This is a genomic window from Campylobacter sp. RM9331, from assembly GCF_020137685.1.
Classification (GTDB): domain Bacteria; phylum Campylobacterota; class Campylobacteria; order Campylobacterales; family Campylobacteraceae; genus Campylobacter_E.
The window spans coordinates 62,003-85,582 of record NZ_JACGBA010000006.1; the positions used below are offsets into that span (position 1 = coordinate 62,003).

Consider the following 23,580-nt stretch of genomic DNA (forward strand, 5'->3'; position numbering starts at 1 on the left):
TCCTTATACCGCAAAGTTGATATAATCTAAAATTATATTAGGATTTACTCCAAATACAATTATAATCAAAGCTATGAAAGATAAAATTATTATCTTAGATAAACTAACCTTTATGTCTTTAGCTTCATTTTTTTTACTTAAAAAGCTATTTCTAAACATATTTAACATATAAACAGCTCCAAGTATCACAACTAAAGTAGCAAAAACTCCAGCCATCTTACTAGCTGCAAATACTCCATAAAGAACCAAAAACTCACCTGCAAAGCTTATAGTAAGTGGTAAAGAAATTGATGAAAATAATAAAACTCCAAAAATAAATGTCAAATAAGGCATATGTTTAGCTAAGCCCTTTAACTCACTTAGATTATAAGTTTTGTAATTATCTTTTAAAATTTCAGCGTAAAAAAACATTGCCCCACTTACAATAGCATGAGCTACCATATAAACAACAGCTCCACTTAAAGCAATTGGATGCATAGAAAAAATACCTAAACAAATAATTCCTAAGTGTGATATTGAACTCATTGCACTTAATTCTTTATAATTTTTCGCATTACTTGCTAGAAGTGCTGCATAAATTGCTGAAATTATACATAATGTATAAATTATCCCACTAAATTCATTAATACTAACAGCAAATAAAGGAAGGCAAAACTTAATCATTCCAAAAGGCGCCATTTTAAAACTTGCAAGCATTACAGAAACAAAATTAGGTGCTTTTGAATAAGTTTTAATAGCCCAACTATGAAATGGAAAAATAGGAGCTTTTATAGCAAATGCTAAGAAAAATCCTATAAATAATAAAGTATTTTCAATAGGACTTAAATTTGTAGTTGAGAAATAACTAATATCAAAATTTAAAATCGCATCATTAACTCTTGCATTATAAGCTAGATAAATCATAGCAAGTAGCATAAAAATTGAGCCTAAAAATGCAAATACAAAAAATGACCTAGCTAGTTTTGCTTCATTGTTTTTAACCATTAAATATAAAAGTGGAAATAATGAAACTTCCCAAAAAATATAAAATAATAAAGCATCATTTGCTAAAAATAAACCATTCATACAAGCACTTAAAATCATAGCACTTATTAAAAAGTCTTTTGTTTGTTTAGAAAAAAAGCACATTGACAAAAATAGCATTAAATTTGCAACAAAAGCTAAAGTAAATGCTATCTCATCAGCTTTTAAATTAATCCCAAAATTAAAAGCTTTTATTAAAGTATAGTTAAATGTATGAATTTCATCAATTATCACATAATAATTAAGGCATAAAATTATAAAAGAAAATAAAATTCCGCTAATTTTAGAAGCCTTATCATTTATAAAATATGCACTAACCCCAAAAATTAAAGGTAAAAATATCAATAAACTAAGCATATATCACCACCATTGTTAAAAGTAAAAACACACAAAATGCACAAATAAACACAATGTGAAGAGTTAAGTTATTGTTTTTGTTCTCACAAGAAACAAGATTTAAAAGCTTTTTAGGACATTCAAAAATAAATGAATATAGACCTTCTTCAAATCCTGTTAATACTTTAGCTAAACATTTATAAGGTTGTATGAAAATAATCTCATATAATTTAGGTATGTAATATTCATTTTCTAAAAGCTTTTTATATTTACAATTGCAAGTTTCTTTTGCACCATTTTTATAAACTACTATAGCTAAAACTATTCCTACTATAGCAACCACTAAAGAAATAGCAATTAATACATAATTATGGTGTAATTCTTGCATAGGAATTCTAATAAATTCAAAGAATTGACTATCCCAAAAACCTGCAATAATTGCTAATATTGCTAAAGGTAGCATTGCAATTAATGCTATAGGTTTTGCTTCGTGTGGATGGATTGTGTGATTTTTTGGAGCAAAAAATACCATCATTAATAGTCTAAAACTATAAAACGCTGTTAAAAACGCTGTAAATAATAAAACAGAATATAAGCCAAAATGCTCTGTTACAAATGCAAAATCTAAAATCTTATCTTTTGAGAAAAATCCTGCGAATGGATAAATACCACTTAAAGCTAAACTTGCAATTATCATTAAAACTGCTGTAACTTTCATAGGTTTATACAATTTACCCATTTTGTAAATGTTTAATTCATCGTGCATTGCGTGCATAATATTTCCAGCACCTAAGAATAATAATGCTTTAAAAAATGCGTGAGTTACTAAATGAAATAATGCTATTTTATAAGCTCCTAAACCACAAGCTACGAACATATATCCAAGTTGAGAAAGTGTAGAAAATGCCACAATTCTTTTTAAATCTTTTGCAGCAATTGCCATTGAAGCAGCAAATAAAGCTACAAAAGCACCTAAACAAGCTATAAAATAACTTACATTTGGAACTTGCGAAAATAAATCGTGAGAGCGAATTACCAAATAAACACCAGCAGTTACCATCGTAGCAGCGTGGATTAATGCTGAAACTGGTGTTGGACCTGCCATCGCATTTGCTAGCCAAGTATGGAATGGAAATTGAGCTGATTTACCCATAGCACCAACAAATAATAAAGCAGCAATTAAAGTTAATAAATTAGGATTTAACATTTCGTGAAAGCTTAATATAGCAAATACTTCTTTATAGCTTAAAGTTCCGAAATTAAAATATATTAAAAATATTCCTAAAAGCATTGCAAAATCGCTTATTCTATTCATAATAAAAGCTTCATTTGCTGCTAATGAGAATTTTTCATTTTGATACCAAAAGCCGATTAATAACCAAGAGCATAGACCAACGCCTTCCCATCCAACAAATAATAATAAGAAATTATCGCTCATTACTAAAATTAGCATACAAAATACGAACAAGCCTAAAAATGCAAAGAATTTATTAAAGCCTTCATCGTGTTCCATATAATAAATACTATAAAAATGCACACAAGTAGCAACTAATGTTACAACGCACATCATAGTAAGGCTAACAGAATCTATTAAAAAGCCGAAATTAACATTTAAAATTCCTATCCAATGACCCAAACTAATATACAAATTCTTATCTGCTAAATAATATAAAGATATAAAAGCAAAAATACAAGCTAAAAGCATTAAATAAGAACAAAAATAACCTATTACTTTATTTTTTGGAGAAAAAGAATAAATTCCTGCAAAAATTGCACTTAATAATGGTAAAAATAAAACACATAATAAACTCATTTGCACTCTCCAAAATCTAGACTTTTATCGCGTCTATATTTAATCACACAAAAGCTAAGCCCAATAGCTACTTCGCAAGCTGCTATTGCCATAATAAAAATAGCAAAAACTTGCCCATCTAAAGCATTGTGCATTTTTGAAATTGCTACAAAAGCTAAATTTGCAGCATTTAACATAATTTCAGTAGATATAAAAAACATTATTAAATTCTGTCTTTTTAATACTCCTACTAAACCAATCAAAAACAATACAATTGATAATAATAAATAATTCATTGTTCTTCCTTTATCTTCTTTGCTACTAGCACAATAGCTGCTATTATTACCATTAGTAAAACTACTGCAACTATCTCAAAAGCTAAAAGGTATTTTGTAAATAAAATAATCCCTAAACTACGAGTATTTTCAAGCTCTTCGCTAACCAATAAACTTGATTGAGATAAATTTAACTTAAATCCTAAAGTCATAATTATCATAAGAACACTCGCTAAAATACTTAAACTAAAAAAAGTTTTTTTATGTTTTAGCTTTTCTTTTAATTCTTTGCTTAAATCAAAAAACATCATAGCAAAACTATAAAGCCCTAAAACAGCCCCACTATATACTATAATTTGAGCAGCACCCAAAAACTCTGCTCCTAATAAAAAATAATGAGCGCTTAAAAATACCATTCCGCAAGCAAGAGAGCTAAGAGAATATAAAATATTTTTAGAACTTACCGCAATTATAAAAAATCCCGCAACTAAAGCAGCGAAAATATAAAATATAATTAACTCAAACATCTTTTGCCTCTTTATTCGTTTTATCTTCTTTTGTATCGCTAGAATTTGAAATTGAAGCTTCACTTTCTCTTGCCTTCATTACATCATAATAATTTGGTGTAACTTTTACAAAATCATCAGCATCAGCTCTTAAACTTCCAGCACCTTCAAATTCAACTTGATTAATTAGATTATCAATTGGAGTTAATATATCTTTTTTATGTGCAAAATATGACCTTTGCTCTGCTGCATTTTCATATTCAACACCATGCACAATAGCAAGTTCAGGACAAACCTCAGCACAAAATCCACAATAAATACAACGACCAAGATTAATAGAATAATTACTTACTAATTTTCTACCATCATCGCCTAATTTTGTCTCCATTCTAATACAATTTGAAATACAAATTTTTTCACACAACCCACAACCAATACAGCGTTCATTTTCGCTTTCAATAAATCTTTGCAATCTATGCACAGCACGATAACGATTATCTAATTTGATTTTTTCCATTGGATATTTAATAGTTGCTGAATTACCCCTTTTTAAGGTTTCATTAATTATAAATGCTAAACCGCTGATTAAATCAGTATTTAAACACCTTTTAACACTTCTTATAAATTTTTCATAAGGAGTAAGAATTAATTTTCTTTTTTCATCTACTACATAATATTTTTTCATATATTCTCCTTATAAAGCCAATAACGCAGTTATTATTAAATTAGCACCCGCAACAGGTAATAATATTAAATAACTCATTCTCATAACTTGATCAGCCCTTAAATGTGGGAAAGTCCCCCTAGCCCAAAAATACCAAGAAAATACAAAGCATATTTTTAAAATCATAGCAATAGCGCCTGGTATGAAATAAAAATCGTTATATCCACCTAAAAATAATAAAGTAATCAAAATTGAGCCTAAAATCATACTAGCATATTCGCCTATAAAAAACATTCCCCAGCGAAGACCACTATATTCAGTGCCATAACCTGCAACTAATTCAGGGTCGTTTTCTGCTAGACATAAAGGAGTTCTGTTTGTTTCAATAAAAATTGCTATTGTAAATAAAACAAATGCAATTGGTTGTTTAAATACTAACCAAGATAAAATTCCACCTTCTTGATAAGCGTTAATATCAACTAAGCTCATAGAACCAGTTAATAAAACAACAGCTAATAAGCAAAGACCACTAACGCCTTCATAAGATATGATAGTAACAAGCCCCCTAGCACCACCTATTAAAGGATATTTACTAGAACTTGACATACCACCTAAAAATATAGCATAAGCACAAAGTGATGAGCATCCAGCAATGTATAAAACTGCTATATTTACATCAGCAATAATTGGTTTTATCGTATGCCCAAATAATGTAAATTCAGGAAAAATCGGCACAGCAGCAAAAGCCATAAAAGCACAAATTGCTGATACTAAAGGAGCTACTTTAAATACTTTACTATTTGTCATATATGGAATTAAATCTTCTTTTGTAAATAATTTAATCATATCAGGAACAATTTGCAAAACACCAGCAGGTCCTACCATATCAGGCCCAAGTCTTCTATGAACATAACCTAAAACCTTTCTTTCTAAATAAGTTGCAAATCCAGCTAATGAAGCAAAAATTGCAATTACTAAAAGACATTTAATCAGCGTAACGATTATAAAAAACATAGTCTCACTCATAGCTAATTTCCTTTATATTTAACGCATAGTAGCGTCTTGTTTTAAAGAATTTATAAGGATTAATCTTATCATCAAAAGTAGGTAAATAAGCACCATTTTCAATATTCTTATCTAAAACTACTTTTATAATAATTTCATCTTTATCATCATAAATCTTAACCATAGAATTTTCTTTTAAATTATGTTTAGCTAGATAATCTTTACTTGCGTAAAGTGAAGCACATTCGTTAAAAAAGCTTGATTTATTAGTATATTTTGATAGATTTCCAATTGGATTTGCAAGTATTACAATATCATCTTTTTTACATTCACAAGTTGATTTTATATTTTGTGGAATTTGATTATCTTGTTTTAAATTCTTTACAAACTCACAAGTATCAATTAAATACCCACGATGATTATTTCCTGCATTATCATAATGATTTGTCAAATCATCAAAAGCAATATTTAAAAAGCCTTTATCTTTAGGTAATTGCTCTGTATATTCAATCGTATAAAGTGCATCTAATCCAAGAGCATTTGCTAAATCATTTAAATAATATCCTTTAAATTTAAGTGCAGCATTCGTAGGAACAAGCCTTTTATCATAATTTACAAATGTTCCTTCTTGCTCAAGTAGATTTGAACTAGCAAGATTATTATGCTCATCATTTGAGAATGAGAAATCTCCACGCTCATTATATCCTAGCGTAAAACCATCACTAGCTTTACTTAATTTACATAATAAACTTACACCTAAAGTATTAGTGCGTGGTGGGATTAACATAACTTTAAAATCAGTTAATTTTTGAATATTTGCAAGTAAATACGCTAAATATTTTGCATTTTCATGGTAAAAATAATCATTTCCGATAATTAAAGTAAAATTAGCTTTTTTAAGTAATAAATCTTTTAATTTATCTTCATCAAATCCTAATTCTTTAGCTAGGCTTGATTTTTTGATTGTTTCTTGCTTTTTCTCTTTAATCTCATTGCCTTCAGCATCTTTACTTTTAACTTCTACTTCAATTTGTTCTTCATAAAAAGCGTCTTTGATATATGCTAAATCCTGCGGCAAGTCTTTTGCAAAATATTGTAAAATAAATTCTAAAACTTGAGCTTCTTTACCATAATCACAATTTACACTTACGAAATTCTTAGCAATTTTTGAAAATTTTGTATCTTTAATAGGATGAAAATAAAGCCCAGCACCCTTATTCATAACAATTGCATTATTTACTTTATAAGATAAAGTAGGATTATCGTGTCTTAAAAAACTTCCTGCAATTACGATAAAATCAGATTTTTTAACATCATCACTACTTGCATTATAAAAACTACCTGAATGAGCGCAAAAAGTCTTTAAGAAATCTTGAAAACATAAAGCTTCATTATTTACTAAATTAAAGCCATATTTTTGTCTAAGTAATTCTAAAATATATGCTTCTTCATTTGTTATATAGCTATTAAATTTCACATTTTTAATTTTATTATCTTTAAACAACGATACTAAGCGATTAAACTCTACTTCATCTTTACCTTTACAATCGCTTGCTATATCATAAGCAAATCTTGCAGCCTTATTTAAAGTAGTAAAATGAAAATCATTTGAAACTCTATAAACCATCTTAGTATTATCTTTAATACTTTTTTGTTTAACATCATAATACATAAGCTCACAATCACTACTATGTGGATTACTAGCAGGTATGCGAGTAAGTTCCCAAGCATTTGAGCGATATTGAAAATTCTTATTAATAATTGCACCAGTCGGACAAACGCTAACACACTCAGCACATTCTTGACAATCTAAAGTCGTTCCATTTTGTGGAGCTATTAGTGATTTTTGAAATTTTGTCCAAACTGCATAAGCATCTTTACTCATAGTATCTTTAAAATCTTTATCAGGTGCATCTCCACCACGAGCTATAGTTTTTAACTCACTATCTCCGATTTTGTCCTTACATACGGTAATACATCTTTCACAAACTATACAAAGACTTGGGTCATATTGTAAAGCACCCCAATCTTGATGTCTTCTATCTATTTCTTTTATCCAATGATTTTGAGTATCTACTTGTGCTTTATGCGTGAAATTCTGTAATTCACATTCTCCACTTTTATCACAAACTCCACATTGTAATGGGTGATTTATGCAATAAGTTTGCATAATAGCATTTCTTTCGTCCCATAATTCTTTAGTATTGCTTAATACCTGCATTCCATCTTTTACTTTAGTATTACAAGCGTATGAGCGTTTGCCATCAATTTCAACCATACACATTCTACAAGCTAAAGTTGGGCTGCAATCATTTAAATAGCAAATTGCAGGTATGAAAATATCATTAGCACGAGCAACTTGTAAAACATAATCGCCATCATTAGCTAAGCATTCTTTACCATTAATGTTAATTTTCATTGCTTACTCCTTTAACCACGCAAGGACTAAACGCATAAGCATTATCTTTTTTACTTAATGCAAATAATCCTTTTAAACTATTATCAATTTTTACTTTCTTTTTTAATATTTTAGTTTTTGTTTTAATTTCTACTAAATCAAATTCTTTAATTTTTGCAAGATTTGCAAAAGCTGGACTTACTATAAAATCATCATTATCTAAACATTCATATAAAATAAGCCCATTATTATCATCTAATTCAACTAACTCAACATCTTTTAATTCATAATCAAACATAAGTTTTAAATCAAAATGTTTAGCCAATTTACTTGCAAAATAATATATATTTTTGTCTTTATGATAAAGCAAATTACTATCTAATAAAATTAAATCAGCACTCTTTAAAAATTCTAAAATCTCACTAGCTTCTTCTTCTCCAAAACAACTCTCAGCACTAAGTTCGCCTATATCAAATTCGCTTAAATTAAGCATAGTGCAAAACAATGCTAAAACATAGCTTTCGGTTCCTAGTTCGCATTTATAAAATTTTTGTTTTAATCTCTCATCGTAAAAACTACCGATATTTACTATTTCATCTTGGCTAAAATGACTTAAGACTTCTTTACTTGCATAATTTAAGAAGCTTAATATTTTCATTTTGCTTCCTTTTTAATAACTATAGTCCAATCACTTTGATTAAACTTAAGTGAGTTCATCATCTTACAATTATTATTAGCTACAAATTCATAAGATTTATCAATATTAGAAAAATCTCCAATTTCAAATAAAACAACCAAAACTTCATTAACTTTAGCATTATCAATATGAGTCTTTAAATCAGCAAATAAATCTTTACTTTTTCTAAGGTCAATTCTTCTCATCTATCAATCTCCCCTAAAACAATATTTGTTGAACCCATAATAGCCACAACATCAGCCACATAAGTTCCAACCAAAAGCTCTTCATAAAACGAACAATGCCAAAAACTAGGAGTTCTAGCTTTAAGACGATAAGGTCTAGTTGAACCATCACTTTTAATAAAATATCCAAGCTCTCCTTTAGGACTTTCTGTTGGCACATATACATCTCCAACAGGTGGGCGAAGACCTTGAGTAACTAATACGAAATGCTGCATTAAAGAATAATTTTGAGTCATAATTTGTTCTTTACTTGCACTTACAAATTCTTTATTGTTGCAAATTAATTCAGGAGAACTCTCTCTATACATAGGCACTAATTGTCTAAGTATTTTTACACTCTCACGAAACTCTTGCATATAGCATTTATATCTTGCGTAAGTATCTCCTTGGTTTGCAAAAGGAACACCAAATTGAACTTCATTATAAAGTAAATATGGCTCTTCTTTTCTAATATCCCATTCAATTCCACTTCCACGAAGCATTACGCCACTACAACCCCAGCTTAATGCTTGTTCTTTTGTAACAACCCCAACGCCTTCTGTTCTAAGACGCCAAATTCTATTATCATCAAGTAAGGTTTCATAATCTTTTACATCGTTTAAGAATTTATCACAAAATACTAATAATTCTTGAGTGAAATTAGCTGGTAAATCAAGCATTGCACCACCTATTCTCATAGATGAATGTGTAAGTCTTGCACCACAATATTTTTCTATTAAATCCATAACATATTCACGCTCTCTAAAGCAATATAAAAATACAGTCATTGCTCCAATATCAAGTGCGTGAGTTGCAAGCCATAATAAATGACTAGCAAGTCTATTTAATTCTAATAACATCATTCTAATGATTTGAGCTCTTCTAGGAATTTCTAAACCACAAAGCTTCTCAACAGCTGCTACATAAGCATAGTTATTTGCACTTGCTGCTACATAATCCATTCTATCAGTAGTTGGAATAAATTCTTGATAAATCATATTTTCAGCCATTTTTTCCATACCACGATGCATATAACCAATCATTGGAGTGCATTTAACTACTTTTTCCCCATCAAGCTCTAACACTAATCTTAAGTTTCCGTGTGAGCTTGGGTGCTGAGGACCAAGATTTATAATCATTCTGCCATCTTCTTTACTAAAGGCTACATTTTCATAATAAGGTTTTAACTTTGATGGTATTTGCATTATCTTCTTCCTTCTATGAATTTTGAATCAGCACGCTTAACTTTCTTAACAAACATTACGCCTTCATCTTCTTGATATTCTTGTTTATAAGCAATACTAATAGGCTCAGCTCCTTTTGGAACTTCGTGATAAATTCTAGAAAAATTATTTGTATCATTACAATCAACTCTTCCTGAATCACGATTTTCAGGCCCTACAACTTCACGATATTCCTTACCAAAAATTCTATCTATTTCATACCATTTGGCAAATTCATCTCCTTCTAAAGGATAAGATTTTTTAAGCGGATAATCAAACCAATCATCAGGCATTAATAGTCTTTTTAAATTAGGGTGATTAATAAAATTTACACCTAACATATCATAAGCTTCTCTTTCAGACCAATTTAAACCCTTAAATACACAAACTCCACTTTCAATAGTTTCATCTGCCTTACAGGTTGTAACTATTCTAAGTCTTTGTTTTTTATTTATATTTAATAAAAGATATTGAACTTCATAAGAATTATCTTTAGCTAAATAATCAGAACAAATCAATTCAGTAAAAGTTGTAAAACCTAAATCTTTAGCCTTTCTTAAAGCCTTTAAATTATCTTCTTTATTGATTATAAAAACTGCAATATCAAGCTCAATAAAAGAATTTAAAACAGAAAAATTATTATTAAACTCATCAAATAAATATTCAAATTCACTACCTTTTATATCAATTTTAGTAGTTTGTGGTGCGTGATAAAATCTATCTTTGTAGTAGTCTTGCTTTTGCGCATTAATCTTGTCTTTATATTCTCTCATTACACCAACCTTTTTGCTGCTATTTTTTTAGATATTTTTTCTTTTCTAATTTTCTTTTGAAGTATCATTAAAGCAAACTGAAAACTTTCAGGGCGTGGAGCACAACCAGGAACATAAATATCAACAGGAACTATCCTATCAACACCTTGAACCGTTGAATAAGTATTAAACATACCACCAGTGTTTGCACAACTACCAACAGATATAACCCACTTTGGATCAGGCATCATATCGTATAATCTTCTTGTAAATTCTGCATGTTTTTTACTAAGAGTTCCAGCTACAAGCATTACATCGCTATGTCTTGGACTTGCTCTAAAAATAGTTCCAAATCTATCAAAATCATACCTTGAACCACCGCCAGCCATCATTTCAATAGCACAACAAGCAAGACCATAAGAAAATGCCCATAAAGAGTTACTTTGACCCCAACCAACTAACTTATCTACCGAAGTTAAAGCTATTGGCATTCCATTTGTGTTTAATTGATGCTCTGCCATTGTAACGCTCCTTTTTTATACGCATAGATAAAACCAACTAAAAGTAAAACAAAAAAACAAACCATTTCAATCAATGCAAAAAGTCCTAATTGCTTATACATTAAAGCCCAAGGATACATAAAAACAACTTCTATATCAAACAAGATAAAAATTAAAGCAAAAATAAAAAATTGTGAATTTATTTTAACTGCTTGTTTTTGCGGTAAAGGTCCGCACTCATAAGGTCCTAAGCCTAATTTTTTTCTATTTTTTCTAGCTAAAGAATTTCCTATTGTTTTTGCTAAAAAAACTAGTCCAAAAAATAAGCCTGTAGCAATAACTAACATTGCTAAAATGCCGAAATACTGAATATCCACATCTGAACTAGACATTTTAATTCCTTTCAAAATTTTTTTGGATTTACTAAAAAATAATTCGTAAATGATAGTGAAAAAAACTTAATTATTTCTTGTTCTCAATTAAGGTTAAAAGTATTAAAACTTTTTTAAGAAAAATATTATATAATCACGACTTTTTAATAAATTTTTTGAAAGGATGAAACGTGCCTACCATAAATCAATTGGTTAGAAAAGAACGCAAAAAAGTGATTGTTAAATCAAAATCACCAGCGTTAAAAGATTGCCCACAAAGACGTGGCGTTTGTACAAGAGTTTATACTACAACTCCTAAAAAACCTAACTCAGCGTTAAGAAAAGTTGCAAAAGTTAGATTAACAACAGGATTTGAAGTTATTAGTTATATTGGTGGTGAAGGACACAACCTACAAGAACACAGCATCGTTTTAGTGCGTGGCGGAAGGGTTAAAGACTTACCAGGTGTTAAGTATCACATCGTTCGTGGTGCTTTAGATACTGCAGGTGTTGCAAAGAGAACAGTTTCAAGATCAAAATATGGAACAAAAAGACCAAAGCCAGGTCAAGCAGCAGCTCCTACAAAAGGCAAAAAATAAAAACGAGTTTCACAGATTTGCAGCTTAGATATGCGGCATAATTTGAGTAAATTATAATTTAAAGTTGAAGAGGAAAAAATGAGAAGAAGAAGAGCACAAGTTAGAGAAGTTCTAGCTGATCCTATTTATGGTAGTAAAGTAATTACAAAATTTATTAATTCATTAATGTATGATGGTAAAAAATCTGTTGCTACTGAAATTTTATATGGTGCGATTGATTTAATATCGTCTAAAAATAGCGAAGTTAAAGGTATAGATGTATTTAATGATGCTATTGAAAATGTAAAACCTGTTTTAGAAATTAAAGCACGCCGTGTTGGTGGTGCAACTTATCAAGTTCCTGTTGAAGTTCGCCCTGTTCGCCAACAAGCACTAGCAATTCGCTGGATTATTCTAAACGCTAGAAAAAGAAGCGAAAGAACAATGATTGAAAAATTAGCAGGTGAGTTAATGGATGCAGCAAATAGCAAAGGTGCAGCATTCAAGAAAAAAGAAGATACTTACAAAATGGCAGAAGCGAACAAAGCATTTGCACATTATAGATGGTAAAAAGGAGTTAAAATGGCAAGACAAACTCCTTTATCTCGTGTTAGAAATATTGGTATTGCTGCGCACATTGACGCAGGTAAAACTACAACATCAGAAAGAATTTTATTCTTTACTGGTATGAGTCATAAAATTGGTGAAACTCACGAAGGTACAGCTACAATGGACTGGATGGAGCAAGAAAAAGAGCGTGGTATTACAATTACTTCAGCTGCTACAACTTGCTTTTGGAAAGACCACCAAATCAACCTAATTGACACCCCAGGCCACGTTGACTTTACTATTGAAGTTGAGCGTTCAATGAGGGTTTTAGATGGTGCTGTATCAGTATTTTGCTCTGTTGGTGGAGTTCAACCACAAAGTGAAACCGTATGGAGACAAGCAAATAAATATCATGTTCCGAGAATAGTATTCGTAAATAAAATGGATAGAGTTGGAGCAAATTTTTATAATGTTGAAGCACAAATTAAAAATCGTTTAAAAGCTAATCCAGTTCCAATTCAAATTCCAATTGGTGCTGAAGACACATTCCGTGGTGTAGTTGATTTAGTAAAAATGGTTGCTTATGTTTGGGATGATGATAAAAAACCAACAGATTATACAGAAATTGAAATTCCAGCTGACTTAAAAGAAAAAGCTGAAGAATATAGAACAAAATTAGTAGAGGCAGTTGCTGAAACTAGTGAAGAACTAATGGATAAATACCTAGGTGGAGAAGAATTAACAAACGATGAAATCTACAAAGGTATCAAAAAAGGTTGCCTTGATTTATCAATTATTCCTATGTGCTGCGGAACTGCATTCAAAAATAAAGGTGTTCAACCACTACTAGATGCTGTTGTAAAATACTTACCAGCTCCTGATGAAGTTGCAGATATTCGTGGTCAATATGAAGACGGCACAGAAACAAGTGTTAAATCAACTGATGATGGCGAATTTGCAGGATTAGCATTCAAAATTATGACTGACCCATTCGTTGGACAACTTACTTTCGTTCGTGTTTATCGTGGAAAACTTGAAAGTGGTAGTTATGCTTACAATGCAACAAAAGATAAAAAAGAAAGAATTGGTCGTTTATTAAAAATGCACTCAAACAAGCGTGAGGAAATTAAAGAACTTTATGCTGGAGAAATTGGTGCTATCGTAGGTCTAAAAGATACACTAACAGGTGATACTTTAGCAAGTGAAAAAGATAAAGTAATTTTAGAAAAAATGGATTTCCCTGATCCTGTTATTAGTGTTGCAGTTGAACCAAAAACTAAAGCTGACCAAGAAAAAATGGGTATCGCACTTAATAAACTTGCACAAGAAGACCCAAGCTTTAGAGTTTCAACTGATGAAGAAAGCGGACAAACTATTATTTCAGGTATGGGTGAATTACACCTTGAAATTATCGTAGATAGAATGCTTAGAGAATTTAAAGTTGATGCTGAAGTAGGTAAGCCACAAGTTGCTTATCGTGAAACAATCCGCCAAAGCGTTGAGCAAGAATACAAATATGCAAAACAATCTGGTGGTCGTGGTCAATATGGACATGTATTCTTACGCCTTGAGCCACTTGAGCCAGGTAAAGGATACGAATTCGTTAATGATATTAAAGGTGGGGTTGTTCCAAAAGAATATATTCCTGCAGTTGATAAAGGTATTCAAGAAGCATTACAAAATGGTGTTTTAGCTGGATATCCTGTAGAAGACGTAAAAGTTACACTATTTGATGGAAGTTATCACGAAGTTGACTCAAGCGAAATGGCATTTAAATTAGCTGCTTCAATGGGCTTTAAAGAAGGTGCTAGAAAAGCTGGTGCTGTAATACTTGAACCTATTATGAAAGTTGAAGTTGAAACACCTGAAGATTATATGGGTGATGTAATTGGAGATTTAAATAAACGCCGTGGTCAAGTAAATAGTATGGATGAGCGTGGTGGAAATAAAATCATCGCAGCATTCTGCCCACTTGCTGAAATGTTTGGATATTCAACTGACTTAAGAAGCCAAACACAAGGTCGTGCTACATATTCAATGGAATTTGACCACTATAGTGAAGTTCCAAGAAATGTTTCTGAAGAAATCATCAAAAAAAGAAATATGTAATATCTAAACTAGGGATTTTAATCCCTAGTTCTTCAAAAAATAATAATCAAATCTTTTAGTCCTCATAGCTCAGCTGGATAGAGCGTAGAATTCCTAATTCTAAGGCCACAGGTTCAAATCCTGTTGGGGACACCACTTAATATTTATTTGAAAATATATTTAAGCTTCTAAAGTATTTTTTATAATTATTATATATTTTTATCTTTACTTATAAAAATATATAATAAGACTTAAAATATTAAAAAAATTACTAAGAAACAATCATAAACAAAAAGCTAGCGATAAAGCATAAAACCTAAAAGGCATAAAGAAAGCGTTTCTACTATATTTATGTGAGATATAACCAATCTAATAATTTAACTAAATGTATAAGTGATTTTGCATTCTCTTTATTAATTACTATTAAAAAATACTCTTAATATTTTAAAATATTAATTCTAATATATTTAATCGTATTTAAGCACTAATTTTAAGCTTAATATATTGATTTGTATACTAAAATTGCAAATGCTAATGCAGTATAATTTATGTATTTTAATTCTAAAATGTTTAAATATATCATTTCCAATTAACTAAACTTGCAATTATCAACAATCTTAAATATTCACGGATAATATATGATTATTAAATGTAAACAAGATAGAGAAAATAATATTGTAATTATTAGCATATAGATTAAAGCTTTATACCATAAGTTTAAATAAATATAAGAGCAATTGTAACACTTGAAATAAAAAAGCTTTTATTACAAATAAAAAACAATATTATAAATTAAATACTACAAACCCTATCATTGTTTTATAATACTATCACTATACTTTTCTAATTTATAACACATACTTAAAATAATTATCTATATATTATTTATAAATAATTTAAAATAATACTTTTAAAAATTTTATAAAATAATATATAAAAAATATATATTTGTTTAAATTAATATTATGAAAAAATATATTAATTTATTTAAATAAAATTAATAATTTAGGTAATTAATTAATAAATATTATTAAAAGATAATATATTTTATTTAATTATTAATATTAGTTAGTATAATTCAGTTTTAATTTATTTTTAAGGAGATTTTATGACTTTTACAAAACCTAGCGATAGGCGTTTGACTTTATCTTTTTGGATTGGAATTCTAGCTGGAATATTCGGTGCTATTGTTAAATGGGGCTGGGAAGTGCCATTTCCACCAAGAAATCCTAATTTTGTTTGGCCTCTTGACGCATTAGAAAGAACCACTCCACCTAAAATATTTTTAGAACAAATTGGTATGCCTACTGATTTTACTTATATGTTTTCAGGTATGGATATGCCTTTATCAATTTTCATTGTTCATGTTGGATTTTCAATCGTATTTGGTGTTATGTATTGTATGATTGCAGAAATTTGGCCTCGTATTAAAATGTGGCAAGGTGCTGTATTTGGATTCTTCGTATATTTATTCGCGCATGTAATTGTAATGCCTTTAATAGCACAAGTTCCACCTTTATCACAAATTCCATTTGATGAACATTTATCAGAAATATTTGGACATATTGTATGGCTATGGGGAATGGAAATAGTAAGAAGAGATATAAGAAATAGAATTACAAAATCACCTGATATTGAATAAGCTTTACACACCTTTTTTAGGTGTGTAAATTAATTTTTATTTGCACTAGCTTTTATAGCTTTTATAAAAGCACTTCTAACAGCTTCATCTTCTAAAACATTAACACCTTTTATACTAACTCCAGCTGGAGAGCATACACCTTCTTTAATTAATGCTGGATGATTATTAGCAATTAAACTCTCAAAACTAGCAAATAATAATTTTACCAACTCATAAGATTTATCGTTTTTAAGCCCTATACTAACTCCACCATTAGCTAAAGCTTCAGCAACTAACGCTAAAAACGCAGGGGCACAACCATTAATGGCCATAGCTAAATTAAGCTCATTTTCATTCTCACATTCTATTGCTACCCCAAAACCTTTAATAATATTTAAAGCTAAATCAAAATATTTATGAGTTTTATCTCCTACATAAGTAGTGCAAGATTTATTGTATTCAGCAGCAATATTTGGCATAATTTTTAAATAATATTCAGATGCAATTACTTTTAAACTATCAATACTAATTCCTGCTAAAGGACTAATGATAATTTTTGCAGTTTTACCTAAAAATTTTTTACTAACTTCATCTAAATTATATGGCTTAAAGCATAAAATACAAATCTTATTAGCAATATCAAATTCTTCATAAGAAATACAATTTTTAACACCTACATTTAATTTATTTCTTACTACAAAAACCACATTAAAATTTGAATTTTCTAATCCTTTAGCAATAGCTTTCGCCATTTTGCCATTGCCAAGGATATAAATATTTTCATTCATTGCTTTAGTTCATTCATATTTTGTTGTAAGAAATTTTTAATCTTTTCTGTTGGATGATAGAATGGATATTGAGTTGGGTCTAAAATAATTTGTGCCATAGTGTTATTATCGTGGTTTAAAATCACCGGAGCTAACATATTTATAGTAGATTCTTCAACGCTTTTATTTAAAATCAAAATATTATAAATTTCAATATTTGAACTAGCTGTAACTTCAAGTAAAGCTTTGTAAGAAAGTGGCATATCAAATTCGTATTCTTTACAAATAGCATAAGGATTTAGCATAGTAAATGTAAAACCTCTACCATCAACACTCTTTAATCTCGCGAAACAATCATACATTTTTTCTAACTCTACTTTTGTAGTATCTTCAAAACCTAATATAGGAAACTTAACTTCAAATATCATTATTTCTCCTTTAAAAAAATATCCTAAGTATATAATAAATATTTAACATTAGAACTTATAATCGCCTTTTTAAAGGAAAATAAATGAAAAAACTTAATATTTTTTTACTAATTTTAACGATATTTTTTAGCGCTTGTGCTAGCAATAAAAAAGATATGTTTGATGATTATAATTTAAGCGATAGTGCTTGGTTAGAAAAAATCATTGAAAGTGTAAAAAAGAATGATTTAGAAAAAGCAGATAGTGATTATATATCTTTGTATAGCGAGCATATAAATAGCCCACTTTTAGCAAGTGCTATGTTAATTTTATCACAAGCACACGCAAATGAGCACGAGTATTTGTTAGCAAATTATTACATAGATGAATATATAAAGTTATATGGTAATAGCCAAAATTACGAATGGCTAAATTATCTTAAAATTAGAAATAATTTTTATGCTTTTTCATTGCCTAATAGAAATCAATATTTGCTTTTAGATTCAATTAAAGATGCTGATATTTTCTTGTCTACTTATAAGAATTCAAAATATACGCCTTTAGTAAATAGCATTAAGACTAAATTAAATCTTACTCAAATTATGCTAGATACTGATATTAGGAATTTATATAGAAGAATGGGGCATGATATAAGCGAAGAAATCTATGATAAAAAGATTAAAGATAGTGATTTAAACGATATTAAATATATAAAACCAAGACTTCCTTGGTATAGAAGATTATTTGAAAGCAGCTACGCACTTTGATTTAGGAATTTAATTCCTAAATTTTATTTAATTAAAATTCCTTAACACAAAATCATCATCAAGTTTATTAAAATCAATCGTTTTAATGCTTTGCTTTAGATTAGCAATATTTGGTACTTCTAGGAATTTTTGCAAATAATATTTATTTTTATAACCCTTTTTTCTTAAATACTCATTCATCTTAAGCACTTCATCAACGCTAAGTAAGTCAAAATGCCAAGTAGTTCTTATTTCAAATTCTGCTTTAAAATCTAGCAAAATATCTAAAGTCTTATCAAACTCATCAAAATAATCAAGCCCCGTAAGAGCTTTTAGTTTCTCTTTAGGGGCTTTAAAATCAATAGCAAAATAATTTGCTAAATCATTTTCTAAAATATTTTTAATTACATTAGGATTTGAGCCATTGCTATCAATTTTGATTAAATAGCCTAAGCTTTTTGCTAATTTTATATAATCTAATAAATTAGCAGAATTAGTGCATTCTCCACCACTAAAAACAACCCCATCAACTAAACCTACCCTACTTTCTAAAAAGCTTTTTAATTGATTTTTACTTACATTAGAAAAACCATTTATAATATGCTCGTTATAGCAATATTTACACCTTAAATTACAACCTGCAATCCACACTATGCAAGAGATATAATTAGGATAATCAATCACACTAAAAGGGGTAATATCATAAATCATTTGATAACAAACATTTTCCTTTCTTTATGTTCTCCTTTTTTGCCTAGATTAAAGCTTTCTACGGGTCTGTGATAACCCATTACTCTAGTATAAACCATACATTTTGTTCTTTTTTCGTTATTTTTCATTCTTTCTCCTTTAATAATTCATCACATTTAGGGCAATACTCATGCTCTCCTGCAATATATCCATGTATTGGACATACACTAAAAACAGGCGTTATCGTAAAATATGGCAAACGATAATTATTCGCTATTTTTTTAACCAATCTTTTACAAATTTCTTTGTTTTCTAATCTTTCTTTCATATAAAGATGAAGAACGGTTCCACCCGTATAAGCACACTGCAAATCATCTTGCATATTGAGTGCAAAAAATGGATCATCAGTGTAATTTACAGGTAGTTGAGTGCTATTTGTATAATAAATCTCATCACCATTTCCTGCTTGGATAATATCTTTAAATCTTTTTTTATCTTCTTTAGCAAAACGATAGGTCGTCCCTTCTGCTGGAGTGGCTTCAAGATTATATAAATTACCTGTTTCTTCTTGAAATTGCTTAATTTTTTCTCTAATATAATTTACTAATTTAATGCAAAAATCTTTTCCTATTTCTGAACTTATATCATAAGAATCATTACTAAAATTTCTAAGCATTTCATTAGCCCCATTTATCCCTATAGTTGAAAAATGATTATTAAAACTTGGCAAATACCTTTTAGTATAAGGATAAAGCCCCCTATCATACATTTTTTGAATGAAAGCCCTTTTTAATTCAAGACTATCACGGGCTAAAACTAATAACTCATCTAAGCGTTTATAAAGACCCTTTTCATCTGCTTTATACAAATACCCCAAACGAGCTAGATTAATAGTAACTACGCCAATACTTCCTGTCATTTCAGCACTTCCAAAAAGCCCACCACCACGCTTTAACAATTCTCTTAAATCAAGCTGAAGCCTACAACACATAGAGCGAACCGCATTTGGTTTATAAGCATTTTCATCTTCTACTTTATTGCCAAACTCATCTAATTTATATTGTGAACCTAAGAAATTTTGAAAATATGATGAGCCCATTTTTGCTGTATTTTCAAAAATCGCATCGGCTACTTCGCTATTCCAATCAAATTCTTCAGTAAGATTTATAGTAGGTATTGGAAAGGTAAAGGGCTGATGGTTTTTATCGCCTTCGCTTAAAACTTCATAAAATATCCTAACAATTCTTTGCATTTCTTCTTCAAAATCACCATAAGTTAGCTCTTCTAGTGAGTTTTTGCCACGCATTTTTGCCTTTTGTTCTAACTCATCATCTTTTATGCCCTTAAAAAAATGAATATCATTAGTGGTTGGAAATTGATTTTTTAAATCTTGAGGACAAACTATGTCTAAAGTAATATTAGTAAATGGACTTTGCCCCCAACGAGCAGGGACATTTAGGTTATAAACAAAACTTATTAAAGCCTTTTTAATCTCTAAATCACTCAATTTATCTTTAAAAACATAAGGAGCAAGATAAGTATCAAAGCTTGAAAACGCTTGAGCTCCAGCCCATTCACTTTGTAAAATACCCAAAAAATTAGCCATTTGCCCTAAAGCTTCTTTAAAATGCCTAGGAGCTTTGCTTTCAACCCTACTTCTTACCCCATTAAATCCTTCATTTAATAATACTCTTAAACTCCAACCTGCACAATATCCACTAAGACAATCTAAATCGTGTATATGAAAATCAGCATTCCTATGTGCTAAGCCCATTTCATCACTATAGACATTATCTAGCCAATAATTTGCAATAACTTTTCCTGCAGTATTATTTATAAGTCCTGCGTGAGAATAGCCTGTGTTTGAATTAGCATTAATTCTCCAATCGCTTTTGTTTATATATTCGCTTATTGTATTTGAGCAGTTAATATAAGTGCCATATTCTAGGTCTTTTTCACGACGAAGTTTTCTAGTGTGTCTATAAAGCATAAAGCTTTTCAATACTTCAAATTCTTTTTCATTAAATAGTGTTTTTTCAATTTTGTCTTGTATTTCTTCAACGCTTACTAAGTCTTTGTTTTCACACTCTTTAATAACTAAAGATATTAAAGAATTTGAAGCTTCTTTATTGCAACTTGCATAAGCTTTTTTGATAGCATTTTCTATTTTATAAGGTTTAAAAACTTCTTTTAATCCATTTCTTTTAAGTATCATTTTGATTGTCCTTTTTATAATGAATATTTTCATTTTATTTTTAAAAGTTAAAGAAAAGTTGCTACTAAGTTAAGCCAAAATCAAACTGAAACTTTAAAGTAATTAATAATAATTTTAAAATATTTAAAACATTTATCGTATCGGACTTTGTTTGATTTTGATAAAAAGAATTTAAAATAAGAATTTTTTAAAAATTTTAATTATTTGACTATTTTAATAATAATTATTATAAATAGTCAAATATGTTACATATTGTAATGATTTTAATTAATTTTTTACTTTATCTGGGTAATTTTGACACATTGCAATAATACCACCTGATAAATTAAGAGCGATTTTTTCTTTTTGATTTAAAAACTCACATAAAAATGCACTTCTTGCTCCGCTTCTACACATAATTACTAATGTTTTAGAATTATTTTTAATAATCTCATCAAAGTCTTTTTTGATAATTTCTTCATCAGCTGAATTAAAATCTATAGGATAAAGTAAAGTATCTTCTAAACTAAATTCATCTATTTCTTCTTGAGTTCTAATATCTACTATTAAATGTTTGTCAAAATCTATATCTTTTGCATTGATATTTATATTCATATTTTATCCTTTGTGTAAATTCGTAACATTTTTTATCTAATTTATCATTAAAAATTATCAAAAAAATATTTTTTTGGTTATTATGAGTGAATATTATCTAAAAAAGGAAAAAAAATGAGCAGGTATTTTAAAAGCCTTATTTTTTGGGTTATTGTAGGATTAATCCTAGGAATTGTTGTTGGAGCCATGCCTCCTATTAAAATAGAAGCACTTGGAATAGAAAATCTAGCTATTTGGTCTAAAGTGTTTATTGATATGTTTATTAAAGCATTAAAGCTTTTAATTGGACCTATCATTTTTGTAATGATTATTCTAGGAATAGTTGGACTAGGAGATATTAAAAAAATCGGCGGAATTGGTGTTAAGGCTGTAATTTACTTTGAAGTAGTAAGCACACTTGCTCTAATAGTGGGTATATTTATGGCAAGAATTATGCAACCTGGAGTTGGTATGAATCTTGATATCAATGCTTTAGATGCGTCAAGTGTTGATAAATATGTAAAAGCTTCTCAAGGTAGTGAAAGTAGTTTTTGGGGAGTTTTAAAAGGAGCAATTCCACAAGATTTAGTAAGCCCATTTACAGATGGAAAAACATTGCAAGTTTTATTTATAGCATTATTTACAGCATTTATTGTAATAACTTTAAAAGAACAAGATAGAGAATATATCAAAAAAGCTTTAGAAGTGTTCCAATCATTTGTATTTAAAATTCTTACTTTAATTATGTATTTTAGCCCACTTGCTACATTTGGTGCTATGGCTTATCTAATATCAAAATTTGGCTTAAGCTCACTTGTAAATATGGGATATTTATTATTTGTTATGCTTGCTGCTTGTTGTGTATTTATATTTGGAGTTTTAGGAATAATTTGTTATGTAGCTAAAGTAAATATATTTAAATTCATTAGATTTATAGCTAAAGAATTATTAATCGTATTTACAACAAGCTCAAGTGAAAGTGCATTATTACCACTTATGAAAAAATTAGAAAAAGCAGGAATTGATAAAAGCTGTGTTGGTTTAGTTTTACCTACTGGATATAGCTTTAACTTAGATTGCACAAATATTTATCTAGCTATGGCTGTAATATTTTTAGCACAAGCATTTAATATAGATATTAGCTTATGGCAAGAAATTACAATTTTACTTATATTAATGGTTACTAGTAAAGGTGCTGTTGGAGTAACAGGAAGCGGCTTTATCGTTTTAGCAGGAACTCTTAGCTCATTAGGAGATAATTTAATCCCTGTTGCAACAATCACCGTTTTATTAGGAGTTGATAAGTTTATGAGTGAGATGAGAGCGTGTGGAAACTTATGCGGTAACTCTGTTGCTTGCTTAATAGTTGCTATATGGAATAAACAAATAGATATGGAAAAATTCCGCTACGCACTAGACCACCCTAATGATTTTAAAATACAAGATTAGGAATACTTTTTGCTTTTGATATCCTGCAATATGAAAGGATATCAAATGCAAGTGTTAGAACAAGCTTTTTCTTTATTTGCTGTGCTAGTTTGCATAGCAACAATTTTTATTAAAAAAAATAATGAAAACCAAGAAAAATAAGGTTTTACCTG

General features: G+C 29.2%; 25 protein-coding genes and 1 tRNA gene. 7 read left to right on the top strand and 19 right to left on the bottom strand.

Features of this window, described 5'->3' with window-relative positions; all coding sequences use genetic code 11:
- Positions 1 to 3 precede the first annotated feature (3 nt).
- The 13 genes from AVBRAN9331_RS04085 to AVBRAN9331_RS04145 are packed head-to-tail and all read right to left on the bottom strand — an operon-like array spanning position 4 to position 11,766.
- Entirely contained in the window at positions 4 to 1,380 is a 1,377-nt protein-coding gene (locus tag AVBRAN9331_RS04085) for a complex I subunit 4 family protein (protein WP_336612448.1), read from the bottom strand.
- The gene (gene nuoL / locus AVBRAN9331_RS04090) at positions 1,373 to 3,178 is read right to left on the bottom strand and encodes an NADH-quinone oxidoreductase subunit L (RefSeq protein ID WP_442862292.1); all 1,806 of its coding nucleotides are present in this window, start codon (positions 3,176 to 3,178) and stop codon (positions 1,373 to 1,375) included. Before nuoL ends, AVBRAN9331_RS04085 begins: the two co-directional genes overlap by 8 nt.
- Positions 3,169 to 3,447, bottom strand: coding sequence for an NADH-quinone oxidoreductase subunit NuoK (gene nuoK / locus AVBRAN9331_RS04095; RefSeq protein ID WP_214117476.1), 279 nt, complete (start codon positions 3,445 to 3,447; stop codon positions 3,169 to 3,171). Before nuoK ends, nuoL begins: the two co-directional genes overlap by 10 nt.
- Entirely contained in the window at positions 3,444 to 3,953 is a 510-nt protein-coding gene (locus AVBRAN9331_RS04100) for an NADH-quinone oxidoreductase subunit J (RefSeq protein WP_214117477.1), read from the bottom strand. Before AVBRAN9331_RS04100 ends, nuoK begins: the two co-directional genes overlap by 4 nt.
- The gene (nuoI, locus tag AVBRAN9331_RS04105; RefSeq protein ID WP_214117478.1) at positions 3,946 to 4,617 is read right to left on the bottom strand and encodes an NADH-quinone oxidoreductase subunit NuoI; all 672 of its coding nucleotides are present in this window, start codon (positions 4,615 to 4,617) and stop codon (positions 3,946 to 3,948) included. The genes AVBRAN9331_RS04100 and nuoI overlap by 8 nt, the downstream gene beginning before the upstream one ends.
- A gap of 9 nt (positions 4,618 to 4,626) precedes the next feature.
- Entirely contained in the window at positions 4,627 to 5,622 is a 996-nt protein-coding gene (gene nuoH, locus AVBRAN9331_RS04110; protein ID WP_214117479.1) for an NADH-quinone oxidoreductase subunit NuoH, read from the bottom strand.
- Positions 5,615 to 8,020, bottom strand: coding sequence for an NADH-quinone oxidoreductase subunit G (locus tag AVBRAN9331_RS04115; RefSeq protein ID WP_214117480.1), 2,406 nt, complete (start codon positions 8,018 to 8,020; stop codon positions 5,615 to 5,617). The genes nuoH and AVBRAN9331_RS04115 overlap by 8 nt, the downstream gene beginning before the upstream one ends.
- Positions 8,010 to 8,657: a hypothetical protein gene (locus tag AVBRAN9331_RS04120; protein WP_336609449.1), complete on the bottom strand. Its 648-nt coding sequence runs from the start codon at positions 8,655 to 8,657 to the stop codon at positions 8,010 to 8,012. The genes AVBRAN9331_RS04115 and AVBRAN9331_RS04120 overlap by 11 nt, the downstream gene beginning before the upstream one ends.
- Positions 8,654 to 8,881 (bottom strand): NADH-ubiquinone oxidoreductase subunit E family protein, encoded by a 228-nt coding sequence (locus tag AVBRAN9331_RS04125; protein ID WP_214149679.1) that lies wholly within the window; start codon positions 8,879 to 8,881, stop codon positions 8,654 to 8,656. Before AVBRAN9331_RS04125 ends, AVBRAN9331_RS04120 begins: the two co-directional genes overlap by 4 nt.
- Positions 8,878 to 10,104, bottom strand: coding sequence for an NADH dehydrogenase (quinone) subunit D (gene nuoD, locus AVBRAN9331_RS04130; protein WP_336612450.1), 1,227 nt, complete (start codon positions 10,102 to 10,104; stop codon positions 8,878 to 8,880). The genes AVBRAN9331_RS04125 and nuoD overlap by 4 nt, the downstream gene beginning before the upstream one ends.
- Entirely contained in the window at positions 10,104 to 10,895 is a 792-nt protein-coding gene (locus AVBRAN9331_RS04135; protein ID WP_214117484.1) for an NADH-quinone oxidoreductase subunit C, read from the bottom strand. The genes nuoD and AVBRAN9331_RS04135 overlap by 1 nt, the downstream gene beginning before the upstream one ends.
- Positions 10,895 to 11,395, bottom strand: coding sequence for a NuoB/complex I 20 kDa subunit family protein (locus AVBRAN9331_RS04140; RefSeq protein WP_214117485.1), 501 nt, complete (start codon positions 11,393 to 11,395; stop codon positions 10,895 to 10,897). Before AVBRAN9331_RS04140 ends, AVBRAN9331_RS04135 begins: the two co-directional genes overlap by 1 nt.
- Complete coding sequence (locus tag AVBRAN9331_RS04145; RefSeq protein WP_214117486.1) at positions 11,377 to 11,766, bottom strand: NAD(P)H-quinone oxidoreductase subunit 3; 390 nt, start codon at positions 11,764 to 11,766, stop codon at positions 11,377 to 11,379. The genes AVBRAN9331_RS04140 and AVBRAN9331_RS04145 overlap by 19 nt, the downstream gene beginning before the upstream one ends.
- A 170-nt stretch (positions 11,767 to 11,936) precedes the next feature.
- On the opposite strand from AVBRAN9331_RS04145, the gene rpsL reads away from it, so the two are divergent.
- The 5 genes from rpsL (at position 11,937) to AVBRAN9331_RS04170 (ending at position 16,602) form a co-directional block, all read left to right on the top strand.
- On the top strand, positions 11,937 to 12,344 hold the full coding sequence (rpsL, locus tag AVBRAN9331_RS04150; protein WP_214117487.1) for a 30S ribosomal protein S12: 408 nt from the start codon (positions 11,937 to 11,939) through the stop codon (positions 12,342 to 12,344).
- Between the two features lie 78 nt (positions 12,345 to 12,422).
- A complete protein-coding gene (rpsG, locus tag AVBRAN9331_RS04155) occupies positions 12,423 to 12,893 on the top strand; it encodes a 30S ribosomal protein S7 (RefSeq protein ID WP_214119742.1) in 471 nt (156 codons plus the stop codon).
- 12 nt (positions 12,894 to 12,905) lie between these two features.
- Complete coding sequence (fusA, locus tag AVBRAN9331_RS04160; RefSeq protein WP_214117489.1) at positions 12,906 to 14,981, top strand: elongation factor G; 2,076 nt, start codon at positions 12,906 to 12,908, stop codon at positions 14,979 to 14,981.
- Positions 14,982 to 15,039: 58 nt separating this feature from the next.
- Positions 15,040 to 15,116, top strand: a tRNA-Arg gene (locus AVBRAN9331_RS04165).
- Positions 15,117 to 16,068: 952 nt separating this feature from the next.
- Entirely contained in the window at positions 16,069 to 16,602 is a 534-nt protein-coding gene (locus AVBRAN9331_RS04170; protein ID WP_336607175.1) for a YagU family protein, read from the top strand.
- Positions 16,603 to 16,631: 29 nt separating this feature from the next.
- Here the strand turns inward: AVBRAN9331_RS04170 and AVBRAN9331_RS04175 are convergent, their stop codons facing one another.
- Entirely contained in the window at positions 16,632 to 17,369 is a 738-nt protein-coding gene (locus AVBRAN9331_RS04175) for a pyrroline-5-carboxylate reductase (protein ID WP_336612451.1), read from the bottom strand.
- Positions 17,366 to 17,776, bottom strand: a complete 411-nt coding sequence (gene fliW / locus AVBRAN9331_RS04180; RefSeq protein ID WP_214117492.1) for a flagellar assembly protein FliW — start codon at positions 17,774 to 17,776, stop codon at positions 17,366 to 17,368. Before fliW ends, AVBRAN9331_RS04175 begins: the two co-directional genes overlap by 4 nt.
- Positions 17,777 to 17,859: 83 nt before the next feature.
- Between fliW and bamD the strand changes: the two genes are divergently transcribed.
- Positions 17,860 to 18,522, top strand: a complete 663-nt coding sequence (bamD, locus tag AVBRAN9331_RS04185; RefSeq protein ID WP_214117493.1) for an outer membrane protein assembly factor BamD — start codon at positions 17,860 to 17,862, stop codon at positions 18,520 to 18,522.
- A 27-nt stretch (positions 18,523 to 18,549) separates the two neighbouring features.
- Here bamD and AVBRAN9331_RS04190 read toward each other — a convergent pair whose 3' ends face one another.
- From AVBRAN9331_RS04190 to AVBRAN9331_RS04205, 4 genes are all read right to left on the bottom strand, one after another.
- On the bottom strand, positions 18,550 to 19,212 hold the full coding sequence (locus AVBRAN9331_RS04190; protein WP_336612452.1) for an anaerobic ribonucleoside-triphosphate reductase activating protein: 663 nt from the start codon (positions 19,210 to 19,212) through the stop codon (positions 18,550 to 18,552).
- The gene (gene nrdD / locus AVBRAN9331_RS04195) at positions 19,209 to 19,340 is read right to left on the bottom strand and encodes an anaerobic ribonucleoside-triphosphate reductase (protein WP_214117495.1); all 132 of its coding nucleotides are present in this window, start codon (positions 19,338 to 19,340) and stop codon (positions 19,209 to 19,211) included. The genes AVBRAN9331_RS04190 and nrdD overlap by 4 nt, the downstream gene beginning before the upstream one ends.
- Positions 19,337 to 21,406: a ribonucleoside triphosphate reductase gene (locus AVBRAN9331_RS04200; RefSeq protein WP_442862293.1), complete on the bottom strand. Its 2,070-nt coding sequence runs from the start codon at positions 21,404 to 21,406 to the stop codon at positions 19,337 to 19,339. The genes nrdD and AVBRAN9331_RS04200 overlap by 4 nt, the downstream gene beginning before the upstream one ends.
- Before the next feature lie 267 nt (positions 21,407 to 21,673).
- Positions 21,674 to 22,000, bottom strand: a complete 327-nt coding sequence (locus tag AVBRAN9331_RS04205) for a rhodanese-like domain-containing protein (protein WP_214117496.1) — start codon at positions 21,998 to 22,000, stop codon at positions 21,674 to 21,676.
- Between the two features lie 114 nt (positions 22,001 to 22,114).
- Between AVBRAN9331_RS04205 and AVBRAN9331_RS04210 the strand changes: the two genes are divergently transcribed.
- Positions 22,115 to 23,428: a cation:dicarboxylate symporter family transporter gene (locus AVBRAN9331_RS04210; protein ID WP_214117497.1), complete on the top strand. Its 1,314-nt coding sequence runs from the start codon at positions 22,115 to 22,117 to the stop codon at positions 23,426 to 23,428.
- The last annotated feature ends 152 nt before the right edge of the window (positions 23,429 to 23,580 follow it).